Source organism: Micromonospora sp. NPDC049801 (assembly GCF_040656575.1).
Taxonomy (GTDB): Bacteria; Actinomycetota; Actinomycetes; order Mycobacteriales; family Micromonosporaceae; genus Micromonospora.
The window spans coordinates 106,324-132,274 of sequence record NZ_JBFAMS010000001.1 but is presented as its reverse complement, the minus strand read 5'-3'; the positions used below and the strand labels follow the sequence as shown (position 1 = coordinate 132,274).

At 74.9% G+C, this 25,951-nt stretch carries 21 protein-coding genes; 9 read left to right on the top strand and 12 right to left on the bottom strand.

Annotated features, from left to right (window positions below; translation table 11 throughout):
* Positions 1–2: 2 nt before the first annotated feature.
* A complete protein-coding gene (locus tag AB0I89_RS00620; RefSeq protein ID WP_357117861.1) occupies positions 3–1,037 on the bottom strand; it encodes an ABC transporter substrate-binding protein in 1,035 nt (344 codons plus the stop codon).
* A 228-nt stretch (positions 1,038–1,265) separates the two neighbouring features.
* Between AB0I89_RS00620 and AB0I89_RS00615 the strand changes: the two genes are divergently transcribed.
* Genes AB0I89_RS00615 through AB0I89_RS00595 form a run of 5 tightly spaced genes read left to right on the top strand, consistent with a single transcriptional unit; the run spans position 1,266 to position 6,723 of the window.
* Positions 1,266–2,216 (top strand): iron chelate uptake ABC transporter family permease subunit, encoded by a 951-nt coding sequence (locus tag AB0I89_RS00615; protein WP_357119390.1) that lies wholly within the window; start codon positions 1,266–1,268, stop codon positions 2,214–2,216.
* Positions 2,213–3,265: an iron chelate uptake ABC transporter family permease subunit gene (locus AB0I89_RS00610; protein WP_357117858.1), complete on the top strand. Its 1,053-nt coding sequence runs from the start codon at positions 2,213–2,215 to the stop codon at positions 3,263–3,265. The genes AB0I89_RS00615 and AB0I89_RS00610 overlap by 4 nt, the downstream gene beginning before the upstream one ends.
* 23 nt (positions 3,266–3,288) lie before the next feature.
* Positions 3,289–4,092 (top strand): ABC transporter ATP-binding protein, encoded by an 804-nt coding sequence (locus AB0I89_RS00605; RefSeq protein ID WP_357117854.1) that lies wholly within the window; start codon positions 3,289–3,291, stop codon positions 4,090–4,092.
* Positions 4,089–6,143, top strand: coding sequence for a penicillin acylase family protein (locus tag AB0I89_RS00600; RefSeq protein ID WP_357117851.1), 2,055 nt, complete (start codon positions 4,089–4,091; stop codon positions 6,141–6,143). The genes AB0I89_RS00605 and AB0I89_RS00600 overlap by 4 nt, the downstream gene beginning before the upstream one ends.
* The gene (locus AB0I89_RS00595; RefSeq protein WP_357117848.1) at positions 6,133–6,723 is read left to right on the top strand and encodes a GNAT family N-acetyltransferase; all 591 of its coding nucleotides are present in this window, start codon (positions 6,133–6,135) and stop codon (positions 6,721–6,723) included. Before AB0I89_RS00600 ends, AB0I89_RS00595 begins: the two co-directional genes overlap by 11 nt.
* 64 nt (positions 6,724–6,787) lie before the next feature.
* On the opposite strand, the gene AB0I89_RS00590 is transcribed toward AB0I89_RS00595, so the two are convergent.
* The 5 genes from AB0I89_RS00590 to AB0I89_RS00570 form a co-directional block, all read right to left on the bottom strand.
* Positions 6,788–10,501, bottom strand: a complete 3,714-nt coding sequence (locus AB0I89_RS00590) for a S8 family serine peptidase (protein WP_357117844.1) — start codon at positions 10,499–10,501, stop codon at positions 6,788–6,790.
* Positions 10,502–10,791: 290 nt separating this feature from the next.
* A complete protein-coding gene (locus AB0I89_RS00585) occupies positions 10,792–11,397 on the bottom strand; it encodes a bifunctional 4-hydroxy-2-oxoglutarate aldolase/2-dehydro-3-deoxy-phosphogluconate aldolase (protein WP_357117841.1) in 606 nt (201 codons plus the stop codon).
* Positions 11,394–12,137 (bottom strand): IclR family transcriptional regulator, encoded by a 744-nt coding sequence (locus AB0I89_RS00580; RefSeq protein WP_357117838.1) that lies wholly within the window; start codon positions 12,135–12,137, stop codon positions 11,394–11,396. Before AB0I89_RS00580 ends, AB0I89_RS00585 begins: the two co-directional genes overlap by 4 nt.
* Positions 12,138–12,140: 3 nt before the next feature.
* Positions 12,141–13,157, bottom strand: a complete 1,017-nt coding sequence (locus AB0I89_RS00575) for a sugar kinase (protein WP_357117834.1) — start codon at positions 13,155–13,157, stop codon at positions 12,141–12,143.
* A 94-nt stretch (positions 13,158–13,251) separates the two neighbouring features.
* Positions 13,252–14,103, bottom strand: a complete 852-nt coding sequence (locus AB0I89_RS00570; RefSeq protein ID WP_357117831.1) for a S1 family peptidase — start codon at positions 14,101–14,103, stop codon at positions 13,252–13,254.
* A 170-nt stretch (positions 14,104–14,273) separates the two neighbouring features.
* Between AB0I89_RS00570 and AB0I89_RS00565 the strand changes: the two genes are divergently transcribed.
* The gene (locus tag AB0I89_RS00565; protein WP_357117828.1) at positions 14,274–15,461 is read left to right on the top strand and encodes a low temperature requirement protein A; all 1,188 of its coding nucleotides are present in this window, start codon (positions 14,274–14,276) and stop codon (positions 15,459–15,461) included.
* Positions 15,462–15,471: 10 nt separating this feature from the next.
* Here AB0I89_RS00565 and AB0I89_RS00560 read toward each other — a convergent pair whose 3' ends face one another.
* Together AB0I89_RS00560 and AB0I89_RS00555 are read right to left on the bottom strand one after the other, a co-directional pair.
* On the bottom strand, positions 15,472–16,044 hold the full coding sequence (locus AB0I89_RS00560; RefSeq protein ID WP_357117825.1) for a nucleosidase: 573 nt from the start codon (positions 16,042–16,044) through the stop codon (positions 15,472–15,474).
* Between the two features lie 68 nt (positions 16,045–16,112).
* The gene (locus AB0I89_RS00555; protein ID WP_357117822.1) at positions 16,113–18,905 is read right to left on the bottom strand and encodes an Hsp70 family protein; all 2,793 of its coding nucleotides are present in this window, start codon (positions 18,903–18,905) and stop codon (positions 16,113–16,115) included.
* A gap of 203 nt (positions 18,906–19,108) precedes the next feature.
* On the opposite strand from AB0I89_RS00555, the gene AB0I89_RS00550 reads away from it, so the two are divergent.
* Together AB0I89_RS00550 and AB0I89_RS00545 are read left to right on the top strand one after the other, a co-directional pair.
* The gene (locus AB0I89_RS00550; protein WP_357117819.1) at positions 19,109–19,801 is read left to right on the top strand and encodes a response regulator transcription factor; all 693 of its coding nucleotides are present in this window, start codon (positions 19,109–19,111) and stop codon (positions 19,799–19,801) included.
* Positions 19,794–20,807, top strand: a complete 1,014-nt coding sequence (locus tag AB0I89_RS00545; protein WP_357117816.1) for a HAMP domain-containing sensor histidine kinase — start codon at positions 19,794–19,796, stop codon at positions 20,805–20,807. Before AB0I89_RS00550 ends, AB0I89_RS00545 begins: the two co-directional genes overlap by 8 nt.
* Positions 20,808–20,818: 11 nt before the next feature.
* Here AB0I89_RS00545 and AB0I89_RS00540 read toward each other — a convergent pair whose 3' ends face one another.
* The 3 genes from AB0I89_RS00540 to AB0I89_RS00530 all read right to left on the bottom strand — a co-directional run bounded on the left by AB0I89_RS00540 (position 20,819) and on the right by AB0I89_RS00530 (position 22,901).
* Positions 20,819–21,427: a class I SAM-dependent methyltransferase gene (locus AB0I89_RS00540; RefSeq protein ID WP_357119387.1), complete on the bottom strand. Its 609-nt coding sequence runs from the start codon at positions 21,425–21,427 to the stop codon at positions 20,819–20,821.
* Positions 21,428–21,549: 122 nt separating this feature from the next.
* On the bottom strand, positions 21,550–22,230 hold the full coding sequence (locus tag AB0I89_RS00535) for a DUF2064 domain-containing protein (protein WP_357117813.1): 681 nt from the start codon (positions 22,228–22,230) through the stop codon (positions 21,550–21,552).
* On the bottom strand, positions 22,227–22,901 hold the full coding sequence (locus AB0I89_RS00530) for a glycosyltransferase family 2 protein (RefSeq protein ID WP_357117810.1): 675 nt from the start codon (positions 22,899–22,901) through the stop codon (positions 22,227–22,229). Before AB0I89_RS00530 ends, AB0I89_RS00535 begins: the two co-directional genes overlap by 4 nt.
* A gap of 217 nt (positions 22,902–23,118) precedes the next feature.
* Between AB0I89_RS00530 and AB0I89_RS00525 the strand changes: the two genes are divergently transcribed.
* The gene (locus tag AB0I89_RS00525) at positions 23,119–24,435 is read left to right on the top strand and encodes a hypothetical protein (protein WP_357119384.1); all 1,317 of its coding nucleotides are present in this window, start codon (positions 23,119–23,121) and stop codon (positions 24,433–24,435) included.
* A gap of 317 nt (positions 24,436–24,752) precedes the next feature.
* Here AB0I89_RS00525 and AB0I89_RS00520 read toward each other — a convergent pair whose 3' ends face one another.
* Entirely contained in the window at positions 24,753–25,817 is a 1,065-nt protein-coding gene (locus tag AB0I89_RS00520; RefSeq protein WP_357117807.1) for an NAD-dependent epimerase/dehydratase family protein, read from the bottom strand.
* Positions 25,818–25,951 lie beyond the last annotated feature (134 nt).

The following is a 25,951-nucleotide window of genomic DNA, read 5'->3' as shown; positions in this document are numbered from 1 at the left end:
CGTCAGCCGACCTTCTTCGCGTTCCGGATGGCGGTGGCGAGGTTCTCCAGCAGCGGCGCTGCGCCGGCGTACGAGAAGCGGGGGACCGCGTCCCACGGCGTCACCTGGTTGGCCCGCACGGCGGGCAGCTGTGTCCAGGTCGGCTTGGCGGCGAGGTCCTTGGGCTGCAACGCGGTGCTGCGGTTGTCGAGCAGAATCAGGTCGGCCGGGAACTTGCCGGCGTTCTCCCAGCTCAGCGCCTCGAAGTAGTCGCCGGCTTCGAGCTTGGTCGGCACCACGATGTCGACGCCCAGCTCGGCGAAGTACATGAGGTCGGTGCTGACCTTGGGGTTGGAGACGTAGAACAGGTCGGGGCTGCCCGAGCAGGCCATCACCCGGATGCCCGGGTTGGCCTTGACCGCCTGGCGGACGGCGGCGGCGGCGTCGTCGAAGCGGGCCTTCGCGTCGGTGACCTTCTTGGCGGACAGGTCGGCGCCGAGCGACTCTGCCAACGCGGCGTACCGCTCGATCGGCTTGGTCATCGGCACCCGCGCGGTGGTGATCGCCACGCTCGGCGCGAGCGGGAGAATCTTGTCCTTGCTCTCGTCCGGCACGTACCAGAGGGCGTCGGGGTCGTACATGTGCGTGACCAGCAGCTCGGGGCGCAGGGCCGCGTACTTCTCCAGGCTGAACTCGCCCCAGGTGTTGCCCAGGATCTCCACGGCCTCGACGTTCAGGTCACCGGCCTGGGGGTCCTTCGTGCCGTCGGCGCGCTTGGTCTCGCCGAACACGCCGACGAGCTGCTTGTCGAGACCGAAATCGACCAGGGCTGCCGCCACGCCGGTGAAGGCCACCACGCGCGCCGGACGGGCCGCCGCCTCGACCTTCTTTGTGCGGTCGTCGGTGAACGACCAGGGGCCGGCGGTGTTGTCGCTGCCCGCAGGCTTGGCGGAATCGTCCTTGCCACAGCCGGCGAGCAGCGCGGCCAGCGTGGCGGCGCCGCCAGCGGCCAGCAGGCCACGACGGGAGAGGCGACGGGCGGACAGTGCATCGGGCATGGTGTCGTCTTTCGATCAAAGGATGGCCGGGGTCGACCGGGACAGCGGGGTTAGGTTAGCCTAACCTCGCTTGTTGTCAACAGCGGTTCGCCGTGTCGCCACACCCCGGAGCCCACACTGGACGCCACACCCCCCGTCACCAGCCCGACACCATCAGTGCCGGACGTGTCGACGGCCCCCGCACCGAAGCGACGCCGGGCGACCCGCGCCGCCGGCCTGCTCGCCGCCGTGGCACTGCTCGGCGTGATCCTGGTGCTCAGCATCGCGGTCGGCGCGAAGTCGCTGCCGCTCGCCGACGTCTGGTCCGGGCTGCTGCACCGCGACGCCACCGAGTACGCCGTGGTGCACCGGATGCGCCTGCCCCGCACCCTGCTCGGACTGCTCGCCGGCACGGCGCTCGGCGTGGCCGGCGCCGTGATGCAGGCGCTCACCCGCAACCCCCTCGCCGACCCAGGGCTGCTCGGCATCAACGCCGGAGCGTCCGCCGCCGTGGCCACCGCCGCCGCCTTCCTGGGCGTCACGGCGATCGGCGGGTACGTCTGGTTCGCGCTGCTCGGCGCGGCCCTGGTCACCGCGCTGGTCTACGCCGTCGGCGGCGGACGGGGCGCCACCCCGGCCCGGCTCGCGCTGGCCGGCGCGGCGCTCAACGCCACCCTCTACTCGTTCGTGAGCGCGGTCATGCTGCTGGACACCGCCTCGCTGGACCGGCTGCGGTTCTGGACGGTCGGCTCGCTGGCCAGCGCCGATGCCGCGACGGTGGCCCGGGTGACGCCGTTCATCCTGGTCGGCCTGCTGGTCGCCCTCGGGGCTGCCCGTCCGCTGAACGCCCTCGCGCTCGGCGACGACGCGGCCCGGGCGCTGGGCGCCCGACCGGCCGTGATCCGGGCCGCCGTGATCGTCGCGGTCACCCTGCTCTGCGGCGCGGCGACCGCCGCCTGCGGTCCCATCGTCTTCGTCGGCCTGCTCGTGCCGCACCTGGTACGCGCGCTGACCGGGCCCGACCTGCGCTGGCTGCTGCCGTACTGCGCGGTGCTCGCGCCGGTCCTGCTGCTCGGCGCCGACGTGCTGGGCCGGGTGCTCGGCCGCCCCGGTGAACTCCAGGTCGGCATGGTCACCGCCGTGCTGGGCGGCCCGCTGTTCCTCTGGCTGGTCACCCGCTCACGGGTGGCGCACCCGTGAGCGCGCGCAGCGGGCTCAGCACCACGACCATCCGTACACCCGGGGGGTTGTCGGTGCGCTTTCGCCCCCGCGCCCTGGCCGTCGGCCTCGGCGCGGCGGTGCTCGCCGCCGGCCTCGGCCTGATCGCGATGGGCAGCGGCGACTACCCGATGGGCCCGACCGACGTGCTGCGCACCCTCACCGGTGGCGGCAGCGCGGCGGAGCAGTTCATCGTGACCGAGCTGCGACTGCCCCGACTGGTCACCGCGGTGCTGGTCGGCGCCGCGTTGGCGCTGGGCGGCACGCTGTTCCAGTCGCTGGTCCGCAACCCGCTGGGCAGCCCGGACATCCTGGGCTTCACCCAGGGCGCGTCGACCGGCGCGCTGGTGGTGGTCGTCCTGGGCGGCGGCAGCCTGGCCCTGGCCGGGGCGGCGGCCGGCGGCGGGCTCGCCACCGGCCTGCTGATCTACGCGCTCGCGTGGCGGCGGGGCGTGCACGGCTACCGCCTCGTCCTGGTCGGCATCGGCGTCGCGGCGATCCTCACCGGCGTCAACGGCTACCTGCTGACCCGGGCCCCGCTGATGGACGCCGCCCGCGCGGTGCTGTGGCTCACCGGCAGCCTGGACGGGCGGGGTTGGGCCAACGCCGGGCCGCTGTTGGCCGTCACCGCCGTGCTCACGCCGCTGGTGCTCGTCGGTTGCGCGCCGGCGCTGCGGATGATGGAACTCGGCGACGACACGGCCAGCGCGCTCGGCGTGCCGGTACGCCGGACGCGCCTGATGCTGCTCACCGCGGCGGTGCTGCTCGTGTCGTTCGCGGCGGCGGCGGCCGGCCCGGTGTCGTTCGTGGCGCTCGTCGCGCCACACGTCGCCAAGCGGCTGACCCGCGCGCCCGGGCCGAACCTGCTGCCCTCGATGGCGGTCGGCGCGGCCCTGCTGGTCGGCGCCGACCTGGTGGCCCAGCGGGCGTTCGCCGGGCATCAGCTTCCGGTCGGCGTGGTGACCGGCGTGCTCGGCGGCGGCTACCTGGTCTGGCTGCTGGCCGTCGAACGCCGGGCGGGTCGACTGTGAACACCCCTTCCGAAGGAGCCCCCATGACGTCCCGCCTTGGCGGCAGCGCGCTGACCCTCGCCTACGACCGGCGCACCATCTCCGAGAACCTCACCGTGGCGGTGCCCGACGGGTCGTTCACGGTGATCATCGGGCCGAACGCGTGCGGCAAGTCGACGCTGCTGCGCGCGCTGTCGCGGATGCTGCGCCCGAGCGCGGGCACGGTGCTGCTGGACGGTCGGGACATCCACGACCAGCCCGCCCGCAAGGTCGCCCGGACCCTCGGCCTGCTGCCACAGACGTCGATCGCGCCGGACGGGATCGGCGTCGCCGAACTGGTCGCCCGGGGGCGCTACCCGCACCAGGGGCTGCTGCGGCAGTGGTCGCGTGAGGACGAGCGGATCGTCGACGAGTCGATGGCCGCGACCGGGGTCGCCGACCTCGCCGACCGGCCGGTGGACGAGCTGTCCGGCGGCCAACGGCAGCGCGTCTGGATCGCGATGGCGCTGGCGCAGCAGACGCCGCTGCTGCTGCTCGACGAGCCGACGACCTACCTCGACATCGCCCACCAGATCGACATCCTGGACCTGTGCGCCCGGCTGCACGAGGAGCAGGGCCGTACGCTGGTCGCGGTGCTACACGACCTCAACCACGCCGCCCGGTACGCCACCCACCTCATCGCCATGCGCGACGGTCGGGTGGTGGCCGCCGGAGACCCGCGCGAGGTGGTGACCGCCGACCTGGTGGCCGAGGTGTTCGGGCTGCCCTGCCGGGTGATCGACGACCCGGAGACCGGCACCCCGCTGGTCGTACCGGCCGCCCGCCGACGCACGGCCGAACCGGCATGACGGCACGACGGTTCCGCGACCCGTGGGGCGTGCCGCACGTCCGCGCCGACGACCCGCTCGCTCTCGCGGCGGCGCAGGGTCGGGTGACCGCGTACGACCGGGCGTGGCAGATCGAGGTCGAGCGGCACCGGTCGCAGGGCACCAGCGCCGCCTTCCTCGGCGTCGACGCGCTCGGTTGGGACCGGTTCGCCCGGCAGGTCCGGCTGGACGACACCGCCCGCCGTTGTCACGCCAACCTGGACGCGGCGACCGCCGAGTGGGTGGGCGCGTACGTGGCCGGGGTGAACGCCGGCCTCGCCGCCGGGGCGGCCCGCGCGCCGGAGTTCGCCGCCGTCGGGCTCGCCCCGGGCCGGTGGGAGCCGTGGACGCCGCTCGCGGTGTGGCTGGGGCATCACATCCTGTTCGCCGGGTTCCCGGGCAAGCTCTGGCGCGAGCACGTCGCGCGGTGTCTCGGCCCGGCGGCGGCCGAGGCGTTCGCCACCGACGGGCCGGCCGTCGCCGGCAGCAACGGATGGTTGCTCGCCGGTTCCCGCACGGCCAGCGGCGCGGCGCTGCTGGCCGGCGACCCGCACCGGATCCTCGAGGACCCGGGCGTCTACCAGCAGATCCGGCTGGCCTGCCCGGAGTACGACGTGGTCGGCCTGGCCGTGCCCGGTGTGCCGGGCATCGCACACTTCGGCCACGCCGGCCCGGTGGCCTGGGCCATCACCAACGCGATGGCCGACTACCAGGACGTCTACGTCGAGCGGCTGCGCCGGCACGACACGGGTGTACGGGCGCTCGGCCCGGACGGCTGGCGGGAGGCGTCCGTCCACGTCGAGACGATCGAGGTGGCCGGCGCGGACCCGGTCGACGTGGAGGTGGTGGAGACCGACCGGGGCCCGGTGATCGCCGGCGGACCGGACGACGACACGGCGCTGAGCCTGCGCTATCCGCCCCGGGTCAGCGGCGAGCTGGGCTTCGCGGCGATACCGGAGCTGCTGCGGGCCCGTAGCGTGTCCGACGTGGACACCGCCCTGCGGCACTGGGTGGAGCCGGTCAACGTGGTGCAGGCGGCCGACACCGCCGGTGGCCTGCTGCACCGGGTCGCCGGTGCGGTGCCCGTGCGGCACCCGGACAACGGCCGCCGGCCGGTCCCGGCGTGGGAGACGGCGTACGCCTGGCAGGGCTGGTACGCGCCGATGCCTCGGGCCGAGGTGGCCGACCGGGCGGTGATGGCCAACGAACGCGGGCTGTCCGCGCCGCTCGGCGTCGAGTTCGCCGCACCGCACCGCGCGCGCCGGATCGCCGACCTGCTCGACGCCGGCCGCGACTTTACCGCCGTAGACATGACGGCGATCCACACCGACACGTACCTCGGTTCCGCCGGGGCGCTGCTGGGGGTGCTCGACGCTCTGACCGGGCTCGGTCCGGCCGCCGCCGCCCTGCGCGATCGGCTGCTGCGCTGGGACCGGCGGATGCACGCCGACAGCGTCGACGCCGCCGACTTCGCTCTCCTGCGCGCCGCCGTCGTACGCCGGATCGCCGACCACCCGGCGCTGGCCGCGCTGGCCGAGCCGCCCGCGTACCCCGAGGTGTTCGCGCCCTGGTTGGCGCTGAGGGCGCGGGTCGGTTACGCGCTGGAGCACCTGCTCGGCGCGGCCCCGCTGCCCGGCCTCGACGTCGCGGCGGTGGTGCGCGCGGCGGCCGAGGAGGTCGCGGCCGCGACGGACGGCACGGTGCGCTGGGGTGACCTGCACCGGCTGACGGCCTGGCGGGCGCTGCCCGACCCGGACGCCGCGCCCGGCCCCCGCCTCGACGGCGACCACGACTGCGTGCTGGCCACGTCGAGCGTGCCCGGGGTCACCCACGGATGCTTCCGGGGGCCGGCCGCGCGGTACGTCTGGGACCTGGCCCGGCGCCAGGACAGCCGGTGGGTGGTCCCGTCCGGCGTCAGCGGAGTGCCGGGCGACGAGCACCACCACGACCAGCGGTCCGCGTGGCTGGCCGGTGAGCTGCTGCCGGTGACGACCGACTGGGACCGCCTCACCGAGGAGCCGGATGAGCACTGACCGACAGCACCACCGACGCGACGTCCCCGGATTCGGTGTGGTCACCATCCGGCCGGTACGCCCCGACGACGACGCCGACCTGCTGCACGGTTGGGTCACGATGGACCGGGCCCGGTTCTGGGGGATGCGCGACGCCAGCCGCGAGCGGGTGCGCGAGATCTACGCGTACCTGGATTCGCTGACCACCCACCACGCGTACCTGGTGCACCGCGACGGCGTGCCGGCGGCGCTGGCGCAGACGTACGAGCCCGGGGCCGACCCGGTCGGCGACTGCTACGAGGTACGTCCCGGCGACGTGGGCGTCCACCTGCTCATCGGGCCCCCGGTGAGCGCCGAGCCCGGTTTCACCGGCGCGCTGTTCGGGACGATCCTGAACTTCGTTTTCGCCGACCCGGGGCGGCTGCGGGTCGTCATGGAGCCGGACGTGCGCAACGACCGGATGCTCCGGCGGCTGCGGCGCAGCGGGTTCCGCGCCGGCCCGGTGATCGAGCTGCCGGAGAAGCAGGCGCGGCTGCACTTCCTCGACCGGCCCGAGCGCGTCGGCCTCGCCAACGGCCGAGCCCACGACGACGCCGGCTGAGCCCACCACGGCGACGGCCGCCGGTCGGGATGCGCGCGCACCCCGACCGGCGGCCGGTCCGGCACTACCGCAGGCCGAACGCCCGCGTGATGCTCTGGCTCACGGTGTTGCCGGCCGTGTCCCGTGCGGTCGTCCGCAGGCTCACGAAACTGGCCTTCGCCGGCGCGTCGAGCGCGGCGCTCCAGCCGTCACCGTGCCGGGTGAGACGCGGCTTCTGCCACGTCCTGCCGTCGTCGTAGGACACCTCGACGGTGACCGGACCCACCGTCGCCGAGACGCCGGCCAGGTGGGAAGCGACCACGGTGAGCGGCGCCCGCCGGGACGCCGTGCCGTCGCGGTCGATGGCCACCTGGTAGTCGAGCTGGATCATCGGCAGCACCTCGGCCGACTCCGCGCCGGTGGCCGCCGAGCTGAAGCCCCACTCGGTGCGGGTCTGCCGGGAGTACGGGTTGGTCCAGGCCGCCCGGTCGTTCTCCACCACCAGGCGGTACGGCAGCCGCTGCGCAGACAGGCCGCCCACCTGGAGGTACTCGGCGTTACCCCAGTTCAGCTCCTTGTCCCCCTGGTAGAGGGTGGTCCGGTTGACCATGTCGAAGTTGGCGTACGCCTCACCGACGTGCCCGCCGCCGTCGCCCCACCCGGGCGCGGGCAGGTAGACGGTGTCCAGGTAGCGCACGGGAACGTAGCTCCCACCCATGCGGGGGCGCTGGATGGGCCCGAACCAGGTGACCGTGCTCGGCTTGTTCGCCGCGTAGGTGGCCACCGCCATCGGGTGCTGCCCGGTCTCCCCGGGGATGAACGCGTCGTCGAGCCAGCGCTGGTCGGCGCTCACCCAGTCGGTGCGTCGGCCCTGCGCCGGTGCGATCTCCTGGTTGCCGGACGCGAAGCCCTTCCAGATGTCGTTGCGGAACTCCAGCGCCCGGCCCTGCCGGTAGTTGCGGAACTCCACGTCCACCCGGGCCAGTTGCCGCTTCGTGAACCGGTAGGTCGGGTCGACCGGCACCGCGCCGCTCCAGTGGTGGACCACGTCGTACAGGTAGGTCGTCTCCGGGTGCGACTCGACGGTCAGCCGCACCGGGCCGCGCTCCAACGCCGCGACGAGTTGGTCACCCTCGTCGGCGGTGAGGGTCGCCACGGTCAGCGGGGCCGGGATCTCCGGGCTCCACAACGACTCGTCCCACGGCTGGAGCCGGCCGACGCCGTCGTTGACCACCAGCAGCAACTTCGCCCCGGCCGCCGCGGCGGCCTGCGCCTGGGTGGCGACGTCCACGGTGTCACTGCGCCGGACCACCACCGCCCGGTCCCGGACCGGCCGCTTCGCCAGCCCGGCCGCCGACGCGTCGGCGACGTAGACCGCGTCGAGCTGGCGCCGACCCGCCGGCAACGCCGGGGTCGAGCGCTTCACCAGCAGATCGTCGTACGACCGGCCGCCGGCCGCCACGGTCAGCGCCGGCTGTTCCAGCCGCCACCGCGCGCCGAACTCGAACTCGCCGTCGGTGACCGCCCGGCCCGTCGGCAACGCCCACATGCTGTCGTACGAGTCGTCGGGCAGCACCTGACTCTCGGTGAGGCTGTTGCCGGTGGACCGGTGGATGTCCATCCGCAGCGAGGTGGCGGTGGCCTCCTGCGGCACCTCGGCCCGCACCTGCCGGGCCTTGCGCGCGTCGAGGACGACGGTGCGGTCGGCGCTCAGGTCGACGTCGACGAAGCTGAGCATCGCCATGCCCTTGGAGCGCGGCCCGTGCACACCGCGCACGTCGGCGGTGATCCAACCGGACCAGCTCGCCACCGGCAGCCGCAGCGTCGCGGTGCCGCTCTCGGGCAGGTCGACGGCGGTGAACAGGCCATCGGTGGTGAGCAGGACCTTGCCGGCGAGCGGCTTGCCGTCCCGGCCCTTCGCGACCAGCGTCAGGTTCTGCCGCTGACCCTCCCGGCTCGCCCCGATCAGGGTGCGACCGCGGACCGTACCGGCGGCGTCGGTGGCGATGATCATGCCGCTGACCTGCTTCTCGACCGGAAGCTTGTCGTACGCGGCGGTGAGGGTGACGGTGGCGGTGCCGTTCGCGGGCACGGTCACCGTGTCGGCGGCGAGGGCGAAGAGACCGGCCGGGGCGCTCGGCGCGTCGAGGGCGAGCTTCAGGGTGACCGGCGCGGCGCCGACGTTGGTGTAGGTGACCGTCCGGTCGACCGTCGCACCCGGCTGCTGCGGCCAGGCCTGGAAGCCGGAGTAGGCGCTCGGGGTGGCGAAGACGGTGGCGTGTACGGCGGCGACCGCGTCCACCCGCCCGGCACCGGCCTGGTACGGGGTGTAGTCCGGGGTGGCCTTGACGGTGCTGACCAGCGCCTCCTTGATGCGCTGCCCGGTCCAGTCGGGGTGCGCGGCGGCGACCAGCGCGGCCGTGCCGGCCACGTGCGGAGTCGCCATCGAGGTGCCGCTCATCAGCGTGTAGTCCCCGGAGCCGCCGCGCACCAGGTGCGAGCGCGCGGCCAGGATGTCCACGCCGGGTGCGGTGATCTCGGGTTTGAGGCCACCGTCGCCGGCGCGCGGGCCCTGGCTGGAGAAGTCGGCGAGGTGGTCGGTCGAGTCGACGGCGCCCACGGTGAGCGCGGAGTTCGCCGCGCCGGGGCTGCCGATGCTCGCCGGGCCGCTGTTGCCGGCGGCGACCACGAAGAGCGCGCCGGTCTCGGCGCTGAGCCGGTCGACGGCCTGGCTCAGCGGGTCGCTGCCGTCGGTGGACTCACCACCCAGGCTCATGCTGATGATCCGGGCCTTCTGCTCCCGGGCCGCCCACTCCATGCCGGCGATGATCCACGAGTCCTGCCCGCCGCCCTCGCTGTTGAGCACCTTGCCGACGTGCAGCCGCGCGCCGGGGGCGACACCCCGCTCGACGCCCCCGGACGCGGCGCCGGTGCCGGCGATCGTCGAGGCGGTGTGCGTGCCGTGTCCCTGGTAGTCGAGGATGTCGGGCTCGTCCGGCACGAAACTGCTGGACGCGGCGATCTGGCCGGCGAGGTCCGGGTGCTCGGCGTCCGCCCCCGTGTCGAGGACGGCGACGTCCACACCGGCGGCGGTGTTGCCCTCGGCCCACAGCTTCGGCGCGCCGATCTGCGCGGTCGACTCGGCGAGGTCTCCCCGGACCCGGCCGTCCAGCCAGACCTTGGCGATGCCGCTCGCGAGCGTCGGGGTTCCGCCGGTCCGGCGGGCCGGGTCGGCGGTCAGCGCGCCCCAGAACTTCTCGGCGCTCTCGCGCGGGCGGGTCAGTGCCGCGCCCCGCACGCTGTCCAGGGGCCGCACCAGCCCGGAGCCGTCCACAGTGGGGCGGGTACGGGCGCGGGCCGCGGCGTCGGTCAGGGTGACGATCAGCGGCAGCGCGTTCGTGTGCGCGTCGTCGTACCCGTCGGCGATCAGATCCGTGACGTTGAACAGCCGCTTGTCGACCAGGCCGCTCGTGACGTACGGCAGCGCGGCGTCCGGGTAGACGTAGGTGTCGCCGTCCAGCACGGTGCGGTGGAAGGTCGGCGTGCTGCCGTCGGGCCGGCGAACGGCCGTGACGGTGCTGCCGTCGGCCGCCGTGGTGACCGTGACGAGGTCCCCGGTGATCAGGGTGACGGTGGACGCCCGACCCGGGGCCGCGGGCGGTTGGCCGGTCGGGCGGGTGGGATTGCCGGGCGGGGCGGCGGACGCCCCCGTGCCGGGTGGGGTGAACCCGGCGGTCAGAGCGAGGGCGGTACCGAGGGCGATCAGCCCGGATCGGCGACGCCTGGGAGACAGAGCCACGATGACCTCTTTGTGTCGAGGAGCGGTACGCAGCACAGCATCAAGGCAACGCCCCGCTGTCCCACCCCGCCGACCCCCGGCGCGTTCACGCCATGGCACAAACCCGCCACCCCCCCACCCCACCCGCCCCCCGCCCCCGCTCCCGCCCCGCTCCCGCCCCGCTCCCGCCCCCGCTCCCGTCGATCAAGGAGTTGTGGTGCCCGATGTCGAGTGAAAGGCGGCTTTCGCGCCCCCACCACAAGTCCATGATCGACGGCGCAGACCGGCGGGCGGGGCGGGGGCGGGGCGGGTCAGGCTTGGGTGGTTAGTTTGGCTAGGTGGTCTAGCTGGGTGGGGTCGGTTAGGGCTGAGCCGACTGCTACCACGCGTACGCCGGCGTCCAGGAACGCGGCGGCGTTTGTGGCGTCCAGGCCGCCTGTCGCGACGAAGCGGAGCTGCGGGAAGGGGCCGGCGATGGCCTTGAACCAGGCTGGGCCGAGGGAGATGGCGGGGAACGCCTTGAGCCAGGTGAGGCCGTGCCGCAGCGCCGCCTGCGCCTCGGTGGGGGTGGCCACGCCGGGCAGGTGCGGCAGACCGCGCGCGGCGGCGGCGTCGGCCACCGCGAGGTCCAGGCCGGGCGCGACGGTGAACGCGGCGCCCGCGTCGGCGGCGGCCGCGACCGTCTCGTCGTCGAGCACCGTGCCGGCCCCGACGATCCGGCCCCGCGCCGCGCCCGCCTTGATGGCGGCGCGCAGGGCGGGCACCGCGTCGGCGGTGGCGACCGGCACCTCCACCACCTCGATGCCGAGGTCCCAGGCGCGCTCGGCGAGCCGGACCGTCTCGGCGACCGGCAGGCCGCGCAGGATCGCCATCACCCGGGCGCCGCCGAAGAGGTGCGCGAAGTCCGTTGTGGTCATGGTCCACTCCATCCGAGGTCGCGGGAGATCTGCTGGGTGGTGGCCAGCAGTCGGGGTAGTAGGGCGCGCAGGTCGGCGAGGGTGGCCACCACCGTCGGCGCGGTCACCGACACCGCGGCCGTGACCGCGCCGTCGGCCTGTCGGACCGGTGCCGCCACACAGTTGATCAGCGGCTCGAACTCGCCGTCGTCGGCGGCCCAGCCCTGCGCGGCGACGGCCGCCAGCTCCGTGCGCAGCTCCGCCGGGTCGCAGATGGTGCCCGGGGTGTACGCCGGCAGCGTGCCGCCGTCGACCAGCTGGGACACCCGGGACGTCGGACCGTACGCGAGCACCACCTTGCCCACCCCGCTGGCGTGCAGCGGCGCGGTGCGGCCGATCCGGGAGTACATGCGGACCTGACCCCGGGCCTCGATCTTGTCGACGTAGACGAGGTCGTCGTCGACCACCTGCGCGAGGTGGATGGTGTGCCCGCAGTCGCGGCCCAGCGCCGCCAGGTGGGGGCGGGCCACCGCGCGGACGTCCAGCGAGTCCAGGGCCTGCTGGGCGAGGTCGATCAGCCGCAGACCCACCGTCCAGCCGCCGTCGGCGCGGCGCGCGAAGCCACCCGCCTCGAGCGACTGCAGCAGGCGCAGCGCGGTGGACTTGTGCACGCCCAGGTGGGTGGCCACGCCGCCGAGCTGCGCCGGCTCGCGGGCCAGGAGTTCGAGCGCGCGCATCGCCCGGTCGACGCCCTCGGACACCCCTCAGCCCTCTGCTCGGGCGGCGGTCAGGTCGGGTGGCGACCAGGGACCGTCGATCAGCCGTTCGAACCACGACCAGGGCGGCAGCGGCGCGTCGTCACCGGTGCTGCCCAGCGCCTGCGCGGCGACGAGGTGACCGAGGCGCAGCCGTCGCGTCGGGTCGAGGTCGCGCAGCAGTCCGGCCAGGTAGCCGGCGGCGAAGGCGTCACCCGCGCCCACCGGTTCCACCACCGACACGCGGGGGGCCGGGACGACGACCGGCTCGGCGTCGCGGAACAGGACGGTGGCACAGACCGCACCGTCCTTGACGACCACCGCCTGGGGGCCGGGCAGCAGTCGGCGTACGGCGGCCGGATCGCTCGTGCCCCAGAGGGCGTACGCCTCGTCCTGCCCGACGAAGACCAGGTCGCTGCGGTCGGCGAGGTCGCGCAGCACGGGCGCGGCCCGTTCGGCGGGCCAGAGCCGGGCCCGGTGGTTGACGTCGAAGCTGACCAGCGCGCCCGGTAGTGGCCGGTCGGTCACCGCGCGCTCGACCAGCGCCCGGCAGGAGGCCGAGAGCGCCGGGGTGATCCCGGACAGGTGCAGCACCCGTGCGCCGGCCAGCCGTGGGTCGGCCAGCGTGTCGCCGTCCATTCGGGACGCGGCCGAGCCGGCTCGGTAGTAGTGCACGGCGGTGGCCGTGGGGCCGGGGTCCTTGGCGTAGAGGCCGGTGGGTGCGGCCGGGTCCACCGCCACCAGGTCGACGTCGACGCCGGTGTCGGCGACGTGCCGCACGACGAGCCGGCCGAAGGGGTCGTCGCCGACCCGGCCCACCCAGGTCGCCCGGTGGCCGAGCCGGGCCAGGTAGCCGGCCACGTTGGACTCCGCGCCGCCGACCGAGACGGTGACGCGTTCGGCGCGCTCCAGCGGCTCGCCCGCGGGCGGGCACAGCATCACCATGGTCTCGCCCACCGTGACCACCTCGGCCGGCGGCGGGCCGGTCGAGGTGGCCGTGCGGTCGGGTCGGGGCTCGCTCGGCATCGCGGCGCACGTCCTCGTGGAGGGGTCCGGGGTCCCGCCGAGCCTAGGCGCGTTGTGCCACGTGAGCAACCCGTTGCGCTGAGCGCAACAGCGATCAGGGCAGGGTCAGTCCGTACGCCGCCAGCACCTCCGCGATGGGCTGGTAGTAGGTCGTTCCACCGGACGTGCAGTTGCCGCTGCCCCCGGACAGGATGCCGATGATGGTGCCGGTGGACGCCACGTACAGCGGCCCGCCGCTGTCCCCCGGCTCGGCGCAGATGTTGGTGCGGATCAGGCCGTAGACCACGCCGGTGGCGTAGTTGACGGTCTGGTTGAGCCCGGTGACCGTGCCGCAGCGCACGCCGGTGGTGACGCCGCTGCGGCACACCGCCTGACCCACGTACGCGGTGCCGGGTCCGTTGATGGTCAGCAGCCCGGGATAGGTGTAGACGGCGCTCGGATGCGCGATCCGGCCCGTGTAGCGGATCAGCCCGTAGTCGTTGCCCGGGTAGCTGGTGCCGGTGCGGGTGCCCAGGACGGTGGTCTGCGCGCTGTCGGCGTACCAGGTGCTGACGGTCCCGGTGCAGTGCCCGGCGGTGACCACGTAGTAGGTACTGCCACTGCGCACGTTCGCGCCCAGCGAGCAACGACTACCGCCGCCGTAGATGCCCTGGCCGGCGGCGATCAGGGTGCGCAGCGTGCCGGGCTCCCGGCGCAGCAGCGCGCCGGCGCGATCGGCCACCGCCCGCAGCCTCGCCAGGTCGGCGGGCGTCACCGTGTCGTCGACGGTGACGGTCATCCGGCCGGTGGCCGGGTCGGCGCCCCAGGCGACGCCCGGCGTGCGTACCCCGGACAGGGCACCGGCCGCGTCGGGCGCGGCATGAGCGGGGAGGGCGGCCTGTGCCGCGCCCGGCGCGACGAGCAGCAGGGCGGTCAGGACGAGGGCGGCGAGCGGCGAACGACGCATCCGAACCTCCGACGGAGATCGAGATCGATGGATGCCGACAAGCGTCACCCGGGGGGCCCGCCGTGGCAACCTCCGGTCGCCCTCTTCCCCGCTCAGCGGGAATCGCCGAACCGGGGACGTGCCGCGCCCCCGCCGCCGATAATCCTCGAAGACACGGCGGGAGGCCGGGCATGACCACCGGAGGCACCGCGGCGCTGGTACGCCGGCCGGACGGGTCGACCCGGGCGACGCTGCTCGAACTGCTCTTCGACGTGGTCTTCGTGGCCGCGCTCGCGCAGACCTCGACGCTGCTCGCCGACGAGCATTCCTGGCGCCGCAGCACGGCGGTGGCGCTGATGCTGACCGCGATCTGGTGGACGTGGTCGGTCACCACGACCACCACCGAGTTCTACGATCCGCAGCAGCGCCCGATCCAGCTCATCCTCATGGTGGCCATGGTCGGGTCGGTCGGGATGGCGGCGGCGCTGCCGATGATCACCAGAGGGCAGGCCACGGTCTTCGCGCTCGCCTACGTCGGCACCCACGTGGTGCGCGGCATTGTCCTGGTCAGCACGTTGTACCGGCAGCGGCACCGAGCGGCCATGGCGCGAGCCACCCGGTTCCTGTTCTGGTTTCTGGTCTCCGGTGTCCTCTGGATCATCGGCGTGCTGGTCGACTCGGGGCGGTTGTGGATCTGGACCACCGCGATCGCGATCGACGTGCTCGCCGCGGCGGCGCGCTACCCCACCCCGTGGCTCGGCCGGGTGCCTCTCGACCAGTACGACCGGACCACCGCGCACCTGGGCGAGCGGTACCAGCAGTTCGTCATCCTGGCCCTCGGCGACATCATCCTGATACCCACCCTGGAGCTCAGCCGCAGCGAATTCGACCGCCTCCGGATCGCTGCCCTGCTCTGCGCGTTCGCCATCATGCTGCTGCTCTGGCAGATCTACGTGTTTCGCGCCGGCGAGTTGCTCGAGACCGCGGCGGCCTCCGCGCCCGGCCGGTCCACCCGGATCGCCCCGTACACCCACCTCGTGCTGCTGGGCGGCGTGACCATCACGGCGGCCTCCGTCGACCTGGTCGTCAACCGTCCGAGCGGCACGACCCCGGCCTGGTGGCTGATGCTGATCATCGGCGGGCCGCTGGTGTTCGTGCTCGGCCGGGCGCTGTTCACCTACCTGCTGTCCACCCGCGTGCCGTGGCGGCGGGTGGCGACGCAACTGCTCCCGTTACTGGTGCTGCCCTGGGCCGGCGGTTGGCCACCGGTGCTGGTCACCGCGATCGTGGCGCTCGCACTGGCCGGGCACGTCCTGATCCCCGGCTCCGGCGACCGGGAGACCACGCGCGGACTCCGACCGCGCGGGCCCGCCGGGTGACCCAGCGCGGTCAGCCGAGGTGGCGCCCGACCCACTCGGCGAGATCGCGGGCGCAGGCGTCCACCGACTCCCGCCAGGTCCGGGCCGCGCCCTCCCCCGCCTCGTCACTGACCTGCTTGACCAGCCGACACGGCACCCCGGCCTGCGCGGCGGCCCAGGCCACCGCGTACCCCTCCATGTCCACCAGGTCGGCGCGCTGCGCCAGCCGGTCCCGCGCGTCGTCGTCGGCCACGAAGGTGTCACCGGTGGCCAGCACCGCGCCCTCGGCGGCCAGCGCGAGCGGCGCGCCGTAGGTCTGACCGGTGAGGGTACGCAGCAGAGCCGTGTCCAGGTCGTGCTGGAGCACGGTGGCGACCTCGTGGATACCCGTCCAGCCGGGGCGCAGCGCGCCGGCCGTACCCAGGTTGAGCAGCAGGCTGGGACGCGGGCCGGCCGCCAGCACCGCCGCGACCGCGCTGGCGGCGTTGACCTTGCCCATGCCGGTGAGCAGCACCGGCAGCTCGGCCGGCAGGTAGCGGGCCTCCTCCCCCACGGCGAGCACCACCAGCGGACGATCGGCGCGGACCGTACCCCGAAGATTCACCGGAGCATCCTACGGGCCGCCCGCCACGGATCCGTCGCGCACTCCACCGGCATCTGTCCGGCCGGCGGTCAGTCGTCGGCGAACCGGTACAGCACGAAGTCCTTGTCTGCGCCGCACGCGATCACCCGCGTGTTCCACGAGCAGGACGCGCTGCGCACGTCGACGAGCTGGCCCAACTCGTCGACGTCGCCCGACTCGGCCCACACGCCGGCCACGCTCCGGTTGTCCGCCACCGTGCTGGTCGGCTCGGCGAAGACGAGCAGGTTGCCGGCGTCCAGTCGGGCCGCCACGCCGGGGCGGTCGGCCAGCAACGCCTTGCCGGCCGTGTCGAAGAGGGTGACCGTCGCCTTCGGGTACTCCCGTTGGGTGAGCACCTGCTCGCCGACCGGCACCAGGCCGGTCGCGCCCGGCGCCGACCAGGAGATCGCCGACTTCCCCTCGGTCGCCGCCACCACCTCGGTGTGCTCGGCGTCGCTGTTGCGTACCTGCACCAGACAGGCCCGCCGCTCGCCGCAGGCCACCAGCGCCTTCGGCCGGTACTCCGCGTTCTCGGCCCGGTAGACGACCACCGGCGCCGCGTCGGAACCCAGGTCGTACGCCAGCACCTGGTACCCGCCGTCGGTGGGGGCCACGAAGAGGCGGTCCTCGTGCGCCACCACCAGGTCGTCGAGGTCGGCCACGTTGCCCCACTCGCGCAGCACCGAGCCGGAGGACATGTCGACTAGCCGCGCCGAGCGGTCCGCCCCGATCTGCACGAGTCGTCGCCCCTTGCCCGTCCACGGGTCGCGGGCAGCGCCGCCGAGGAAGGCCGGCCCGCCCGCCGCCGCGTCGGTGCCCACCGGCTCGACGACGGTACGCGCCCCGCCGTACTGGTCACGCGGGTTGGGCCTGCTCCACTTGTCGGTGCCGTCGCCCAGCTTCAGGCCGACCAGCCGCCCGGCGGCCCGGTCCACCAGCACGGCGGTGTCGTCGGAGAAGTAGACGTCGTCGTCGCCGCGGACCGTCCGGTGCCAGCGCTGGGCGCCGGACCGGGCGTCCAGGACGGCCAGTTCGCGCGGAGTGCTGTCGCCCGGCGCGTCCGCGAGGACGGCAACCGCCCCCGGCACGGCGACGAGGCCGGTCCAGTCGTCGGCGGTGACGCCGGTCTGCCTGCGCCACAGCTCGTCGCCGGTGCCGGTGTCGACGGCGACCACCTCCAGCCGGTCGTCCGGCAGCGGGTACCCGAGATAGGCCCGGTCGCCGAGCACCGCGGTCCACATGCCGCTGGGCCGCTCGGCGCCGGCCGATGGCCTCGACAGCTCGCGCAGCGGCCCGAACTCCAGGTCCGGATAGCGGTCCCGCAGCAGGTAGAGCGTCGCCGCGGTGGCCACCCCGGCCAGGGCGAGCACGGCCCCGAGCACCACCCACCGGGCCCGCCGCCAGGTCGTACCGCCGCTCGGGATGGGCGGGGTGGGCGTCGGGGTGGCTCCCGCCCCGCCGACCAGGGTGCCCGCGACGCCCGGCGGCGCCGGCTGCCAACCCGAGCCGTCCGCCCCGGCCGATCCGCTCGGCCTGGCCGACGCCGGCCCGGGTTGCGACGGCACGGTCGGCGCGTTCTCCGCCGCAGCCGGAACGCCCGGCGGACCGGCCGGGGCCGGCACGGTCGACGCCGCAACCGGCGCGGGCGGGCCGGCCGGTGAAGCCTGCGGGACGGCCTGCGGTCCCGCGTACGCCGGCAGCGCTCGGCGCAGCGGAAGGTCCGTCAGCGCGCCCTCGGCCACCGGCAGCTCCGGCTGGTCCAGCACCGTCGGGGCCACGCCCAGCTCGGCGTGCAGCATTCGTGCCACCAGCGGAATCCGCGAGGAGCCGCCCACCAGGAACAGCCCGGCGAGCTGGTCGGGGCGCAGGCCGGCCGCGGCGATCACCTCCCGGGCGCGCTCCACGGCACGACGCAACAGCGGCGCCGCCACCCGCTCGACGTCGTCGCGCGTCAACCGCACCGCCTCGGCCACCCCGGGCACCGCGACCGGCGCCACAGCGGAACGGGACAGCGTCTCCTTCGCGCCGCGTACCTCGTCCCACAGTCGGACCTGGTCGCGGCGCTGCGCCGGGTCTGACGGGCGGACCAGGCGCGCCCACCGTCGGGCGTGCCGCTCGCCCAGCAGCTCGCCGACCCGCTGCACCAGCGCCGCGTCCAGGTCGAGGCCGCCCAGGTCGGGCAGACCGCCGTCGGCGACCACCAGGAACCCGGAGTCACCCCACGGGTCGGCGCCCTCGTTGCGCAACACCGCGACGTCGAGCGTCCCGCCACCGAAGTCGAACACCGCGATCGCGCCACCGACCGGCACCGGCCGGTGCAGGACCTGGGTGTAGTAGCGGGCAGCGGCCACCGGCTCACGCAGCAGACGTGTGCCCGGTGGCGTCGGCCCGGCGAGCGTGTGCTCGGCGGCCTGCGGCCATCCGGCCCGCAACAGCGCGTCGGCGAGCACCTGCCGCCGTGACTCGTCCCAGGCCGCCGGACAGGTGAGCACGGCCGGAGGCAGGAAGCCGACCGCACCCACCGCGGCCCGCGCGACCGCCGCCAGCACCGCGGCGAGCAACTCCGCCGGCGGGTACGACCGGTCACCGAGCAGCACGGTCGGCTCGTCCACCCGACGCTTCGGGTTCGCCTCGAACCGGGCCGGATCGGCCTGCGCCAGCCGCCGGGCGTCCCAGCCGACGTGCAGCGTGCCGTCCGGGTCGGCGTACACGGCCGACGGGCTGACCGGCTGACCGTCCATCAGCACCGGCCGGGTCCGACCGTCCGGCCAGCGCAGCACGGCCACCGTGTTGGACGTACCGAGGTCGACGCCGAGGGCGAAACCCTCGTGCTGGCCTGCCATCTGCCCGATACCTCCGCCGCGACGAGGGAACTCAGCCCCGCATCGTACGCAGCCCACTGCGCACCACAGGCCTCGCCGTCACCAGGCGGACCGGCCAGTCGGTGCGTCGGGACGACTGGGGTACGGAACGTAAGGAGACCACAAGGTCTGCGAAATCGCCGGCCGCATCGGTGCTGGCTAGGCTGGCCGCGGGGAGGTGACCGGTGGCGCAGCGGGTGCTCGTGGTCGACGACGACCGGACGGTCAGCGACGTGGTCTGCCGCTACCTGGAACACGCCGGGTACGAGGTGAGTCACGTCGCGGACGGGCTGGCCGCCCTGGAGGCCGTCCAGGACCGGCCGCCGCACCTGGTCGTGCTGGACCTGATGCTTCCCGGGCTGGACGGGTTGCAGGTGTGCCGGCGACTGCGGGAGCGGCCGGACGGCGTACCCATCATCATGCTGACGGCGCGCGGCGACGAGGCGGACCGGGTGCTCGGGCTGCAACTCGGCGCCGACGACTACCTGAGTAAGCCCTTCTCGCCGCGGGAGCTGGTGCTGCGGGTCGGTTCGGTGCTGCGCCGGGCCGGTGAGCCGGCCGCGCCGGCGGCCGAACTGCTGGCCGACGCGGGGCTGGAGGTGGCCACCGGGCCACGGATCGCCCGCCTGCACGGCCGCGAGCTGGCCCTGACGCTGCGCGAGTTCGATCTGCTGGCGCACCTGATGCGACACCCGACACGGGCGTTCAAGCGCACCGAGCTGCTGGAACGCGTGTGGGGGTGGAACTTCGGCGACCAGTCCACGGTGACGGTGCACGTCCGCCGGTTGCGGGAGAAGATCGAGGACGACCCGGCCGAGCCACGACGCATCGTCACGGTCTGGGGCGTCGGCTACCGGTACGAGCCGGCCGATGCGTGACCTGGCGCTGATCTTCGGGGCGGCGCTCGCGGCCGCGCTCGGCGTGGGTCTGCTGGGCGCGCTGACCCTGCGGCTGCTGCGGCACCGGTCGATCACCGTGCACGTGTGCGTCCTGCTCACCATCGCCGTGGTCGCCGTGGTGGCCGGAGTGGTGGTGGTCGCCCAGGCGATGTTCCTGTCCCCGCACGACCTCCAGGTCGTCCTGCTCACGGTCGCCGCGGCGGCGGTGGTGAGCCTCGGCGTGGGCTGGTACTTCGGGCGTCGACTGGCCGTGGCGGCGGTCTGGGCGGCCCAGGCCCGGGAGCGGGAACGGCGGGTCGAGAAGGGCCGCCGGGACCTGGTCGCCTGGGTGTCGCACGACCTGCGGACGCCGCTGGCCGGCCTGCGGGCGATGGCCGAGGCGCTGGAGGACCGGGTGGTCGACGACCCGGCGACGGTCGCCGAGTATCACCGGCGGATCCGTGTGCAGACCGATCGGATGACCCGACTCGTCGACGACCTGTTCGAGCTGTCCCGGATCAACGCCGGCGCGCTGCGACTGACCCTGTCGGCGGTGCCGCTGGGTGAGGTCGTCTCCGACGCCCTCGCCGGCACCGCGCCCCTGGCGAAGGCCCGGCGCATCCGACTGGAGGCCGCCGAGTCGGGCTGGCCCACCGTGCTGGCCAGTGAACCCGAGCTGGCCCGGGTGGTGGGCAACCTGCTGCTCAACGCGGTGCACTACACGCCGAGCGACGGCACGGTGCGGGTGGACGCCGGATCTGAACGCGACGCCGCCTGGCTGGCGATCGCCGACACCTGCGGCGGCATCCCCGAGGACGACCTGCCCCGACTGTTCGACGTCGCGTTCCGGGGCGAGCCGGCCCGTACGCCCCGCCCCGGTGGCGAGGGTTCCGGCGGGCTGGGGCTGGCGATCGTACGCGGACTGGTCGAGGCGCACGGCGGTCGGGTGGACGTGCAGAACGTCGGCGGTGGGTGCCGGTTCGTGGTGCGCCTGCCGGCGGCCTGACGCCCGCCCTCTCAGCGGTTCGCCCGCAGCTCACCGAACCAGCGCCGCCCCTGCCGGAACACGTCCTGGACCGCCAGGCCGGCGGCGTCGGCGACCGCGGGCACCGCACGCGCGTCAACCCGGGCCCAGCGGAACACCGGGCCCAGCAGCACCCGTCCGGTCCGCTGCTCGGCGGCCACCCGGGCCTGGCCCTGCCACGACCCCGCGCCGGGCCGCTCCAGCTCGACCAGGACCGTGCCACCCGGCGCGAGCAGGTCCCGGCAACGGCGCAGCAGCGCCACCGGCTCGCCGCCGATGCCGATGTTCCCGTCGATCAGCACCGCGTGCGCCCACCGCCCCTCGGCGGGTAGCGGCCCGAACAGGTCGCCGTGCACCGCGACCGCGCCACGGGCGCGGGTGAGCCGCACCGCCGTCGGCGAGACGTCCACGCCGACCGCGGTCCGGCCGGCCCGGGTCAGCGCCACGGTGAGCCGGCCCGGCCCGCACCCGAGGTCGAGCGTCGGGCCACCACAGCGGGCGACGAGGCCGGTGACCGCCGACTCGGCCGTGCCGTGCCAGCGGTCCACCGGGAGCCGGCTACGGACCCCGTCGCCGTGCACCAGCCACCGCCGCAGGGCCACCCGGTCGGCGGCGAGCGCGGCGGCGAAGGGGTCGCCGGATCCGTCGTACCCCCGGCGCGGCGTCGGCCCGGACGGCGACCGTACCGGCGGCGCGGCCTCGACCGGGGCGGTGTCGACGGGGTTCACCGCCGGCCCTCCGGCAGCAGGGTGAGGCGGACCGCCGCGACCTGGCGGGCGAAGCGTCCGCCGGGAACCTCGACGGCCACCGCGAGGGCGTCGGACCACTTGTCGACGTCCCGCAGGACCGGCAGCGGCGCGGTCCGCAGGCCACGCCCGGTCAGGGCCGCCCACGTGTCGCGACCGGTGTCGGGCGTCGACATGGGAACGTCCCGCAACACCCGGGCGTGCCGGGGGTCGCGCAGCCCCAACGACCACCAGCCGCCGTCGTGCGCCCGACCGAGCACCGCGTCGGAGGCGCGCAGCCCCGCCACCGCCGCGGCCAGCCGGCCCGGCGTCACCTGCGGCGTGTCCATCCCGATCTGCACCACCGGCCGCCCGGGGTACGCGGCACCGACCTCGGCGTACGCGTTGGCGAGCCGCTCGCCGAGCCCGGTGCCGCGCTGCTCCAGCACCGACCAGCCGTCCAGCGCGGCGGTCAACGCGTCGGCGTCCTCCGCCTCGGCCAGCCGACCCGACCAGGCCAGCACGGGCGTGACACCGGGGGTGGCGCGGACGGCGTCGAGGGTGTCGCGCAGCGCGGCGGCGGCGATCCGGGCCGCCTGGGCCGGCGTGACCGGTGGGCAGAGCCGCGTCTTCACCGCCCCGGCGACCGGCGCCTTGGCGACCACCAGCAGGACGGTCACCGAGGGCCGTCCACGGTCCGCAGCACACCGGCGAAGTCGCGGGTGGCACGCAGGGTGCCCCGCACCGAACCGGAAACCTTGGACCGCGTGCCGGCGGCCCGCGGCGCGTAGGTGACGTCCGTCTCGTGGATGCGCCAGCCGGCGGCGGCGGCCCGGATCAGCAGTTCGAGGGGGTAGCCGAAGGCCCGGTCGGTGACACCGAGGTCGAGCAGCGCCTGGCGGCGGGCCACCCGGATCGGGCTGAGGTCCCGCAGCGGTACGCCCCGACGGCGCAGCAACGCGGCGACCAGCGCCGTGCCGGCACGGGCGTGCCACGGCCACACTCCCGCCCCGACCGGCCGACGCCGACCCACGCTGAGGTCGGCCGTACCGGCGGACACGGGTGCCACCAGGGCCGGCAGCTCGGCGGGGTCGAACGACCCGTCGGCGTCGAGGACGCACACCAGCTCGGCGTCGGCGGCCTCCAGGCCGGCGTGCACCGCCGCGCCGTACCCGCGTCGGGGTTCGTGCACCACCCGGGCGCCGTGCCGGACGGCCACCTCGGGCGAGCCGTCCCGGGAGCCGTTGTCCACCACGATGGCCCGGTAGCCGGGCGGCAGCGCGGTGAGCACACCCGGCAGGGCGGCTGCCTCGTCCAGGCAGGGCAGCACCACGTCGATCTCAGTCGCCATACCGCCGACGCTAGGGCGACGCGCGCGCGGCGGAGGCCGAAATGTGCTTACCGAACCCTTACCGCCCGGGCATTTCTTACCGTCCGGTGACGGGCCGCCGATTGGCGAGCGCGAGGGTGGGCTGTCGCCGTACCGTCCGGTGGTCATGGCCTCGACCACCGCTTACGCCACCGCCCCCGGGCGGACCCCGCCTCGCCGCCCCGGCGGAGACCTCCTCGTGCTGGGGCTGGAAGCGGCGCTGCTCGGCGTCGCCGTGCTGGTCGGGGCCCTGCTCAACGCGCGCGGCGGCGGCCTGCACGCGGACGCCGCTCCGCTGTACGCGACGTGGCGGCCACACGTCGGCTGGGGCAGCCCGGCCGCGCTGGTGGTGGCGGTCGCGGTGGTGGGCTGGGGCGCCCGGTGGGCCCGCACCGCCCGGTGGGGCCGCCTGTTGGCTGCCGCGTGGCTGACGGCGGTGGCCTGGACCATGTCGTTGGCCCTGGTCGACGGCGCGTCGGCGGGGCTGACCCGACGGCTCACCCCGCAGGCCGAGTACCTGCACGAGGTTCCCGGCGTGACCGACATCCCGACGATGCTGGCCGGATTCACCAGCCGGATCGTTGACTTCCAACCCGACTCCTGGTCCACCCACACCGCCGGCCATCCGCCGGGCGCGCTGCTCATCTTCGTCTGGCTGGACCGCGTCGGCCTCGGCGGAGGCACCGCAGCCGCGCTGGCCTGCGTCCTGCTCGGCGCCACGATCGCGGTGTCGGTGCCGGTGACGCTGCGCGCGCTCGGCGCGCCCGACGCGGCCCGCGCGGTCGTGCCCTTCCTGGTGCTGCTGCCCGGGGCCGTCTGGGTGGGCGCCTCGGCCGACGGCATCTTCGCCGCCGTGGTCGCGGCCGGTCTGGCGCTGCTGGCGGTCCGGGGCCGCGTGGCCGCCCTGGCCGGTGGGGCGGTGCTCGGCTTCGCGCTGCACCTGTCGTACGGGTTCCTGCTGGTGGGTGTGCTCGCGCTGGCCGTGGTCGCGCTGCGCCGTACCCACCGACTGGGCGCGCTGCTCGCCGCCGCCGTCGGCGTCGCCGCCGTGACGGCGGTGTTCGTCGCGGCGGGGTTTCACTGGTGGGACGGCTACCACCTCGTCGTCCAGCGGTACTACCAGGGCTGGGCCGCCGACCGCCCGTACGCCTACTGGGTGTGGGCCAACCTGGCCGCGCTGCTGCTCAGCGCCGGTCCGGTCCTGGGGCCGGCCCTGCGCCGCGCGCTGGCGGCCGCGCCCGGCTGGCGGGCCGCCGGGCGGTTGGCCCTGCCTACGGCAGCAGGAGTACGCGCAGCCGGCCCCACGGTGCTGCTACCGCTGGCGGCCCTGGTGGCGGTCCTCGGCGCGGACCTGTCCGGGCTGAGCAAGGCCGAGGTAGAGCGGATCTGGCTGCCGTTCGTCGGCTGGCTGCTGGTCGCCACCGCCCATCTCCCGGCGACCTCGCGACGCTGGTGGCTGGCCGCGCAGGCGCTCACCGCGCTGGCCGTCAACCACCTGCTCTGGACGGTCTCCTGACCACCCCCGCCGCACGCCACACCGGGCCCGCGGCTTGCCCGGCGCATGCGCACGCCAGCCGTAGGCGGGCGGTCATCCGGCGCGCCGGGCCACGGCCAACGCGGGACCGGCCACTCCGGTGGGCGTGATGACTGTGAGGCATCAAGATGCCCCACAGTCATCACGCCCATAGGAGTGACAACGCGCTCCCCGCCCCCTTGACGCGTCGATCTTGCGGTTTCGGTTGTCGATATGGACTATGTGCCCACATCTGTCGCAGCAGAAAGTGCAAGATCGGCGCACGCCGGGCGGGGCGGGGGTGGGGGTTAGGGGCGGGGTCAGCCTGCTATGGCGGCTGGTTCGCGGAGCGGGTCGGTGGCGAAGCCGGCCACGCCGTCGGCGAAGCCGACCCGGGCGGTGTAGCCGAGCAGTTCCGCGGCACGGCGCGGGTCGGCGACCACGTGCCGCACGTCGGCCGCGCGTGCCCCGCCCACGACCTGCGGGGCCGGTCCGCCCATCGCCTCGGCCAGGGCGACCGCCAGCTCCCCAACGGTGTGCGGCTCGCCCGAGCACACGTTCACCGGTACGAGGGTGGCCGGTGGCAGGTCGCGGGTGAGCGCCAGCAGGTTGGCCCGCGCCACGTCGGTGACGTGCACGAAGTCCCGCCGTTGCCGGCCGTCCTCCAGCACGCGCGGGGCCATGCCGGCCGCCAGCGCCGACCGGAAGATGGACGCTACTCCGGCGTACGGGGTGTCGCGGGGCATCCGAGGGCCGTAGACGTTGTGGTAGCGCAGCGCCCACACCGTCCCACCGGTCTGTCGGGCCCAGGCGGCGGCCAGGTGTTCCTGCGCGAGCTTGCTGGCGGCGTACGTGCTGCGCGGCTCCAGCGGCGCGTCCTCGGGCACGAGCACCGGGTCGAGGCCCCGACCACAGCGGGGGCAGGTCGGGTCGTACCGGCCGGCCGCCACGTCCTCGGGTCGCCGTGGCGCGGGGCGCACCGTGGCGTGCTCGGGGCAGGCGTAGCGCCCCTCGCCGTACACCACCATCGAGCTGGCCAGCACCAGCCGGCCGATTCCCGCCCGGTGCAGGGCGGCCAGCAGCACGGCCGTGCCGTAGTCGTTGTGCGTGACGTAGTCGGGGCCGTCCGACGGGTCCAGGCCGTGGCCGACCATCGCCGCCTGGTGACAGACCACGTCCACACCGGGCAGCAGGCGATCCAGCAGGGCGCCATCCCGGACGTCGCCGCGCACCACCTGGTGCTCACGTGACCAGGCAGGCAGCTCCCCGCCGTGCGCCTGGGGCAGCAGCGCGTCCAGCGCCACCACCTCGTGGCCCTGCTCGACGAGCAGGTCGACGACCTGCGACCCGATGAACCCGGCCGCGCCGGTGACCAGTACGCGCATGTCGGACACGGTAGGGCCGGTCGGGCGTCCGACGGGCCGGTTCGGCGCAGCCGTAAGGAGTTCGCAACAGCTCGGCCGGCCACGATGGCCCGGTAAGCGTTCGGTAATGCGGTAAACCCCGCTGCGTCGTACCC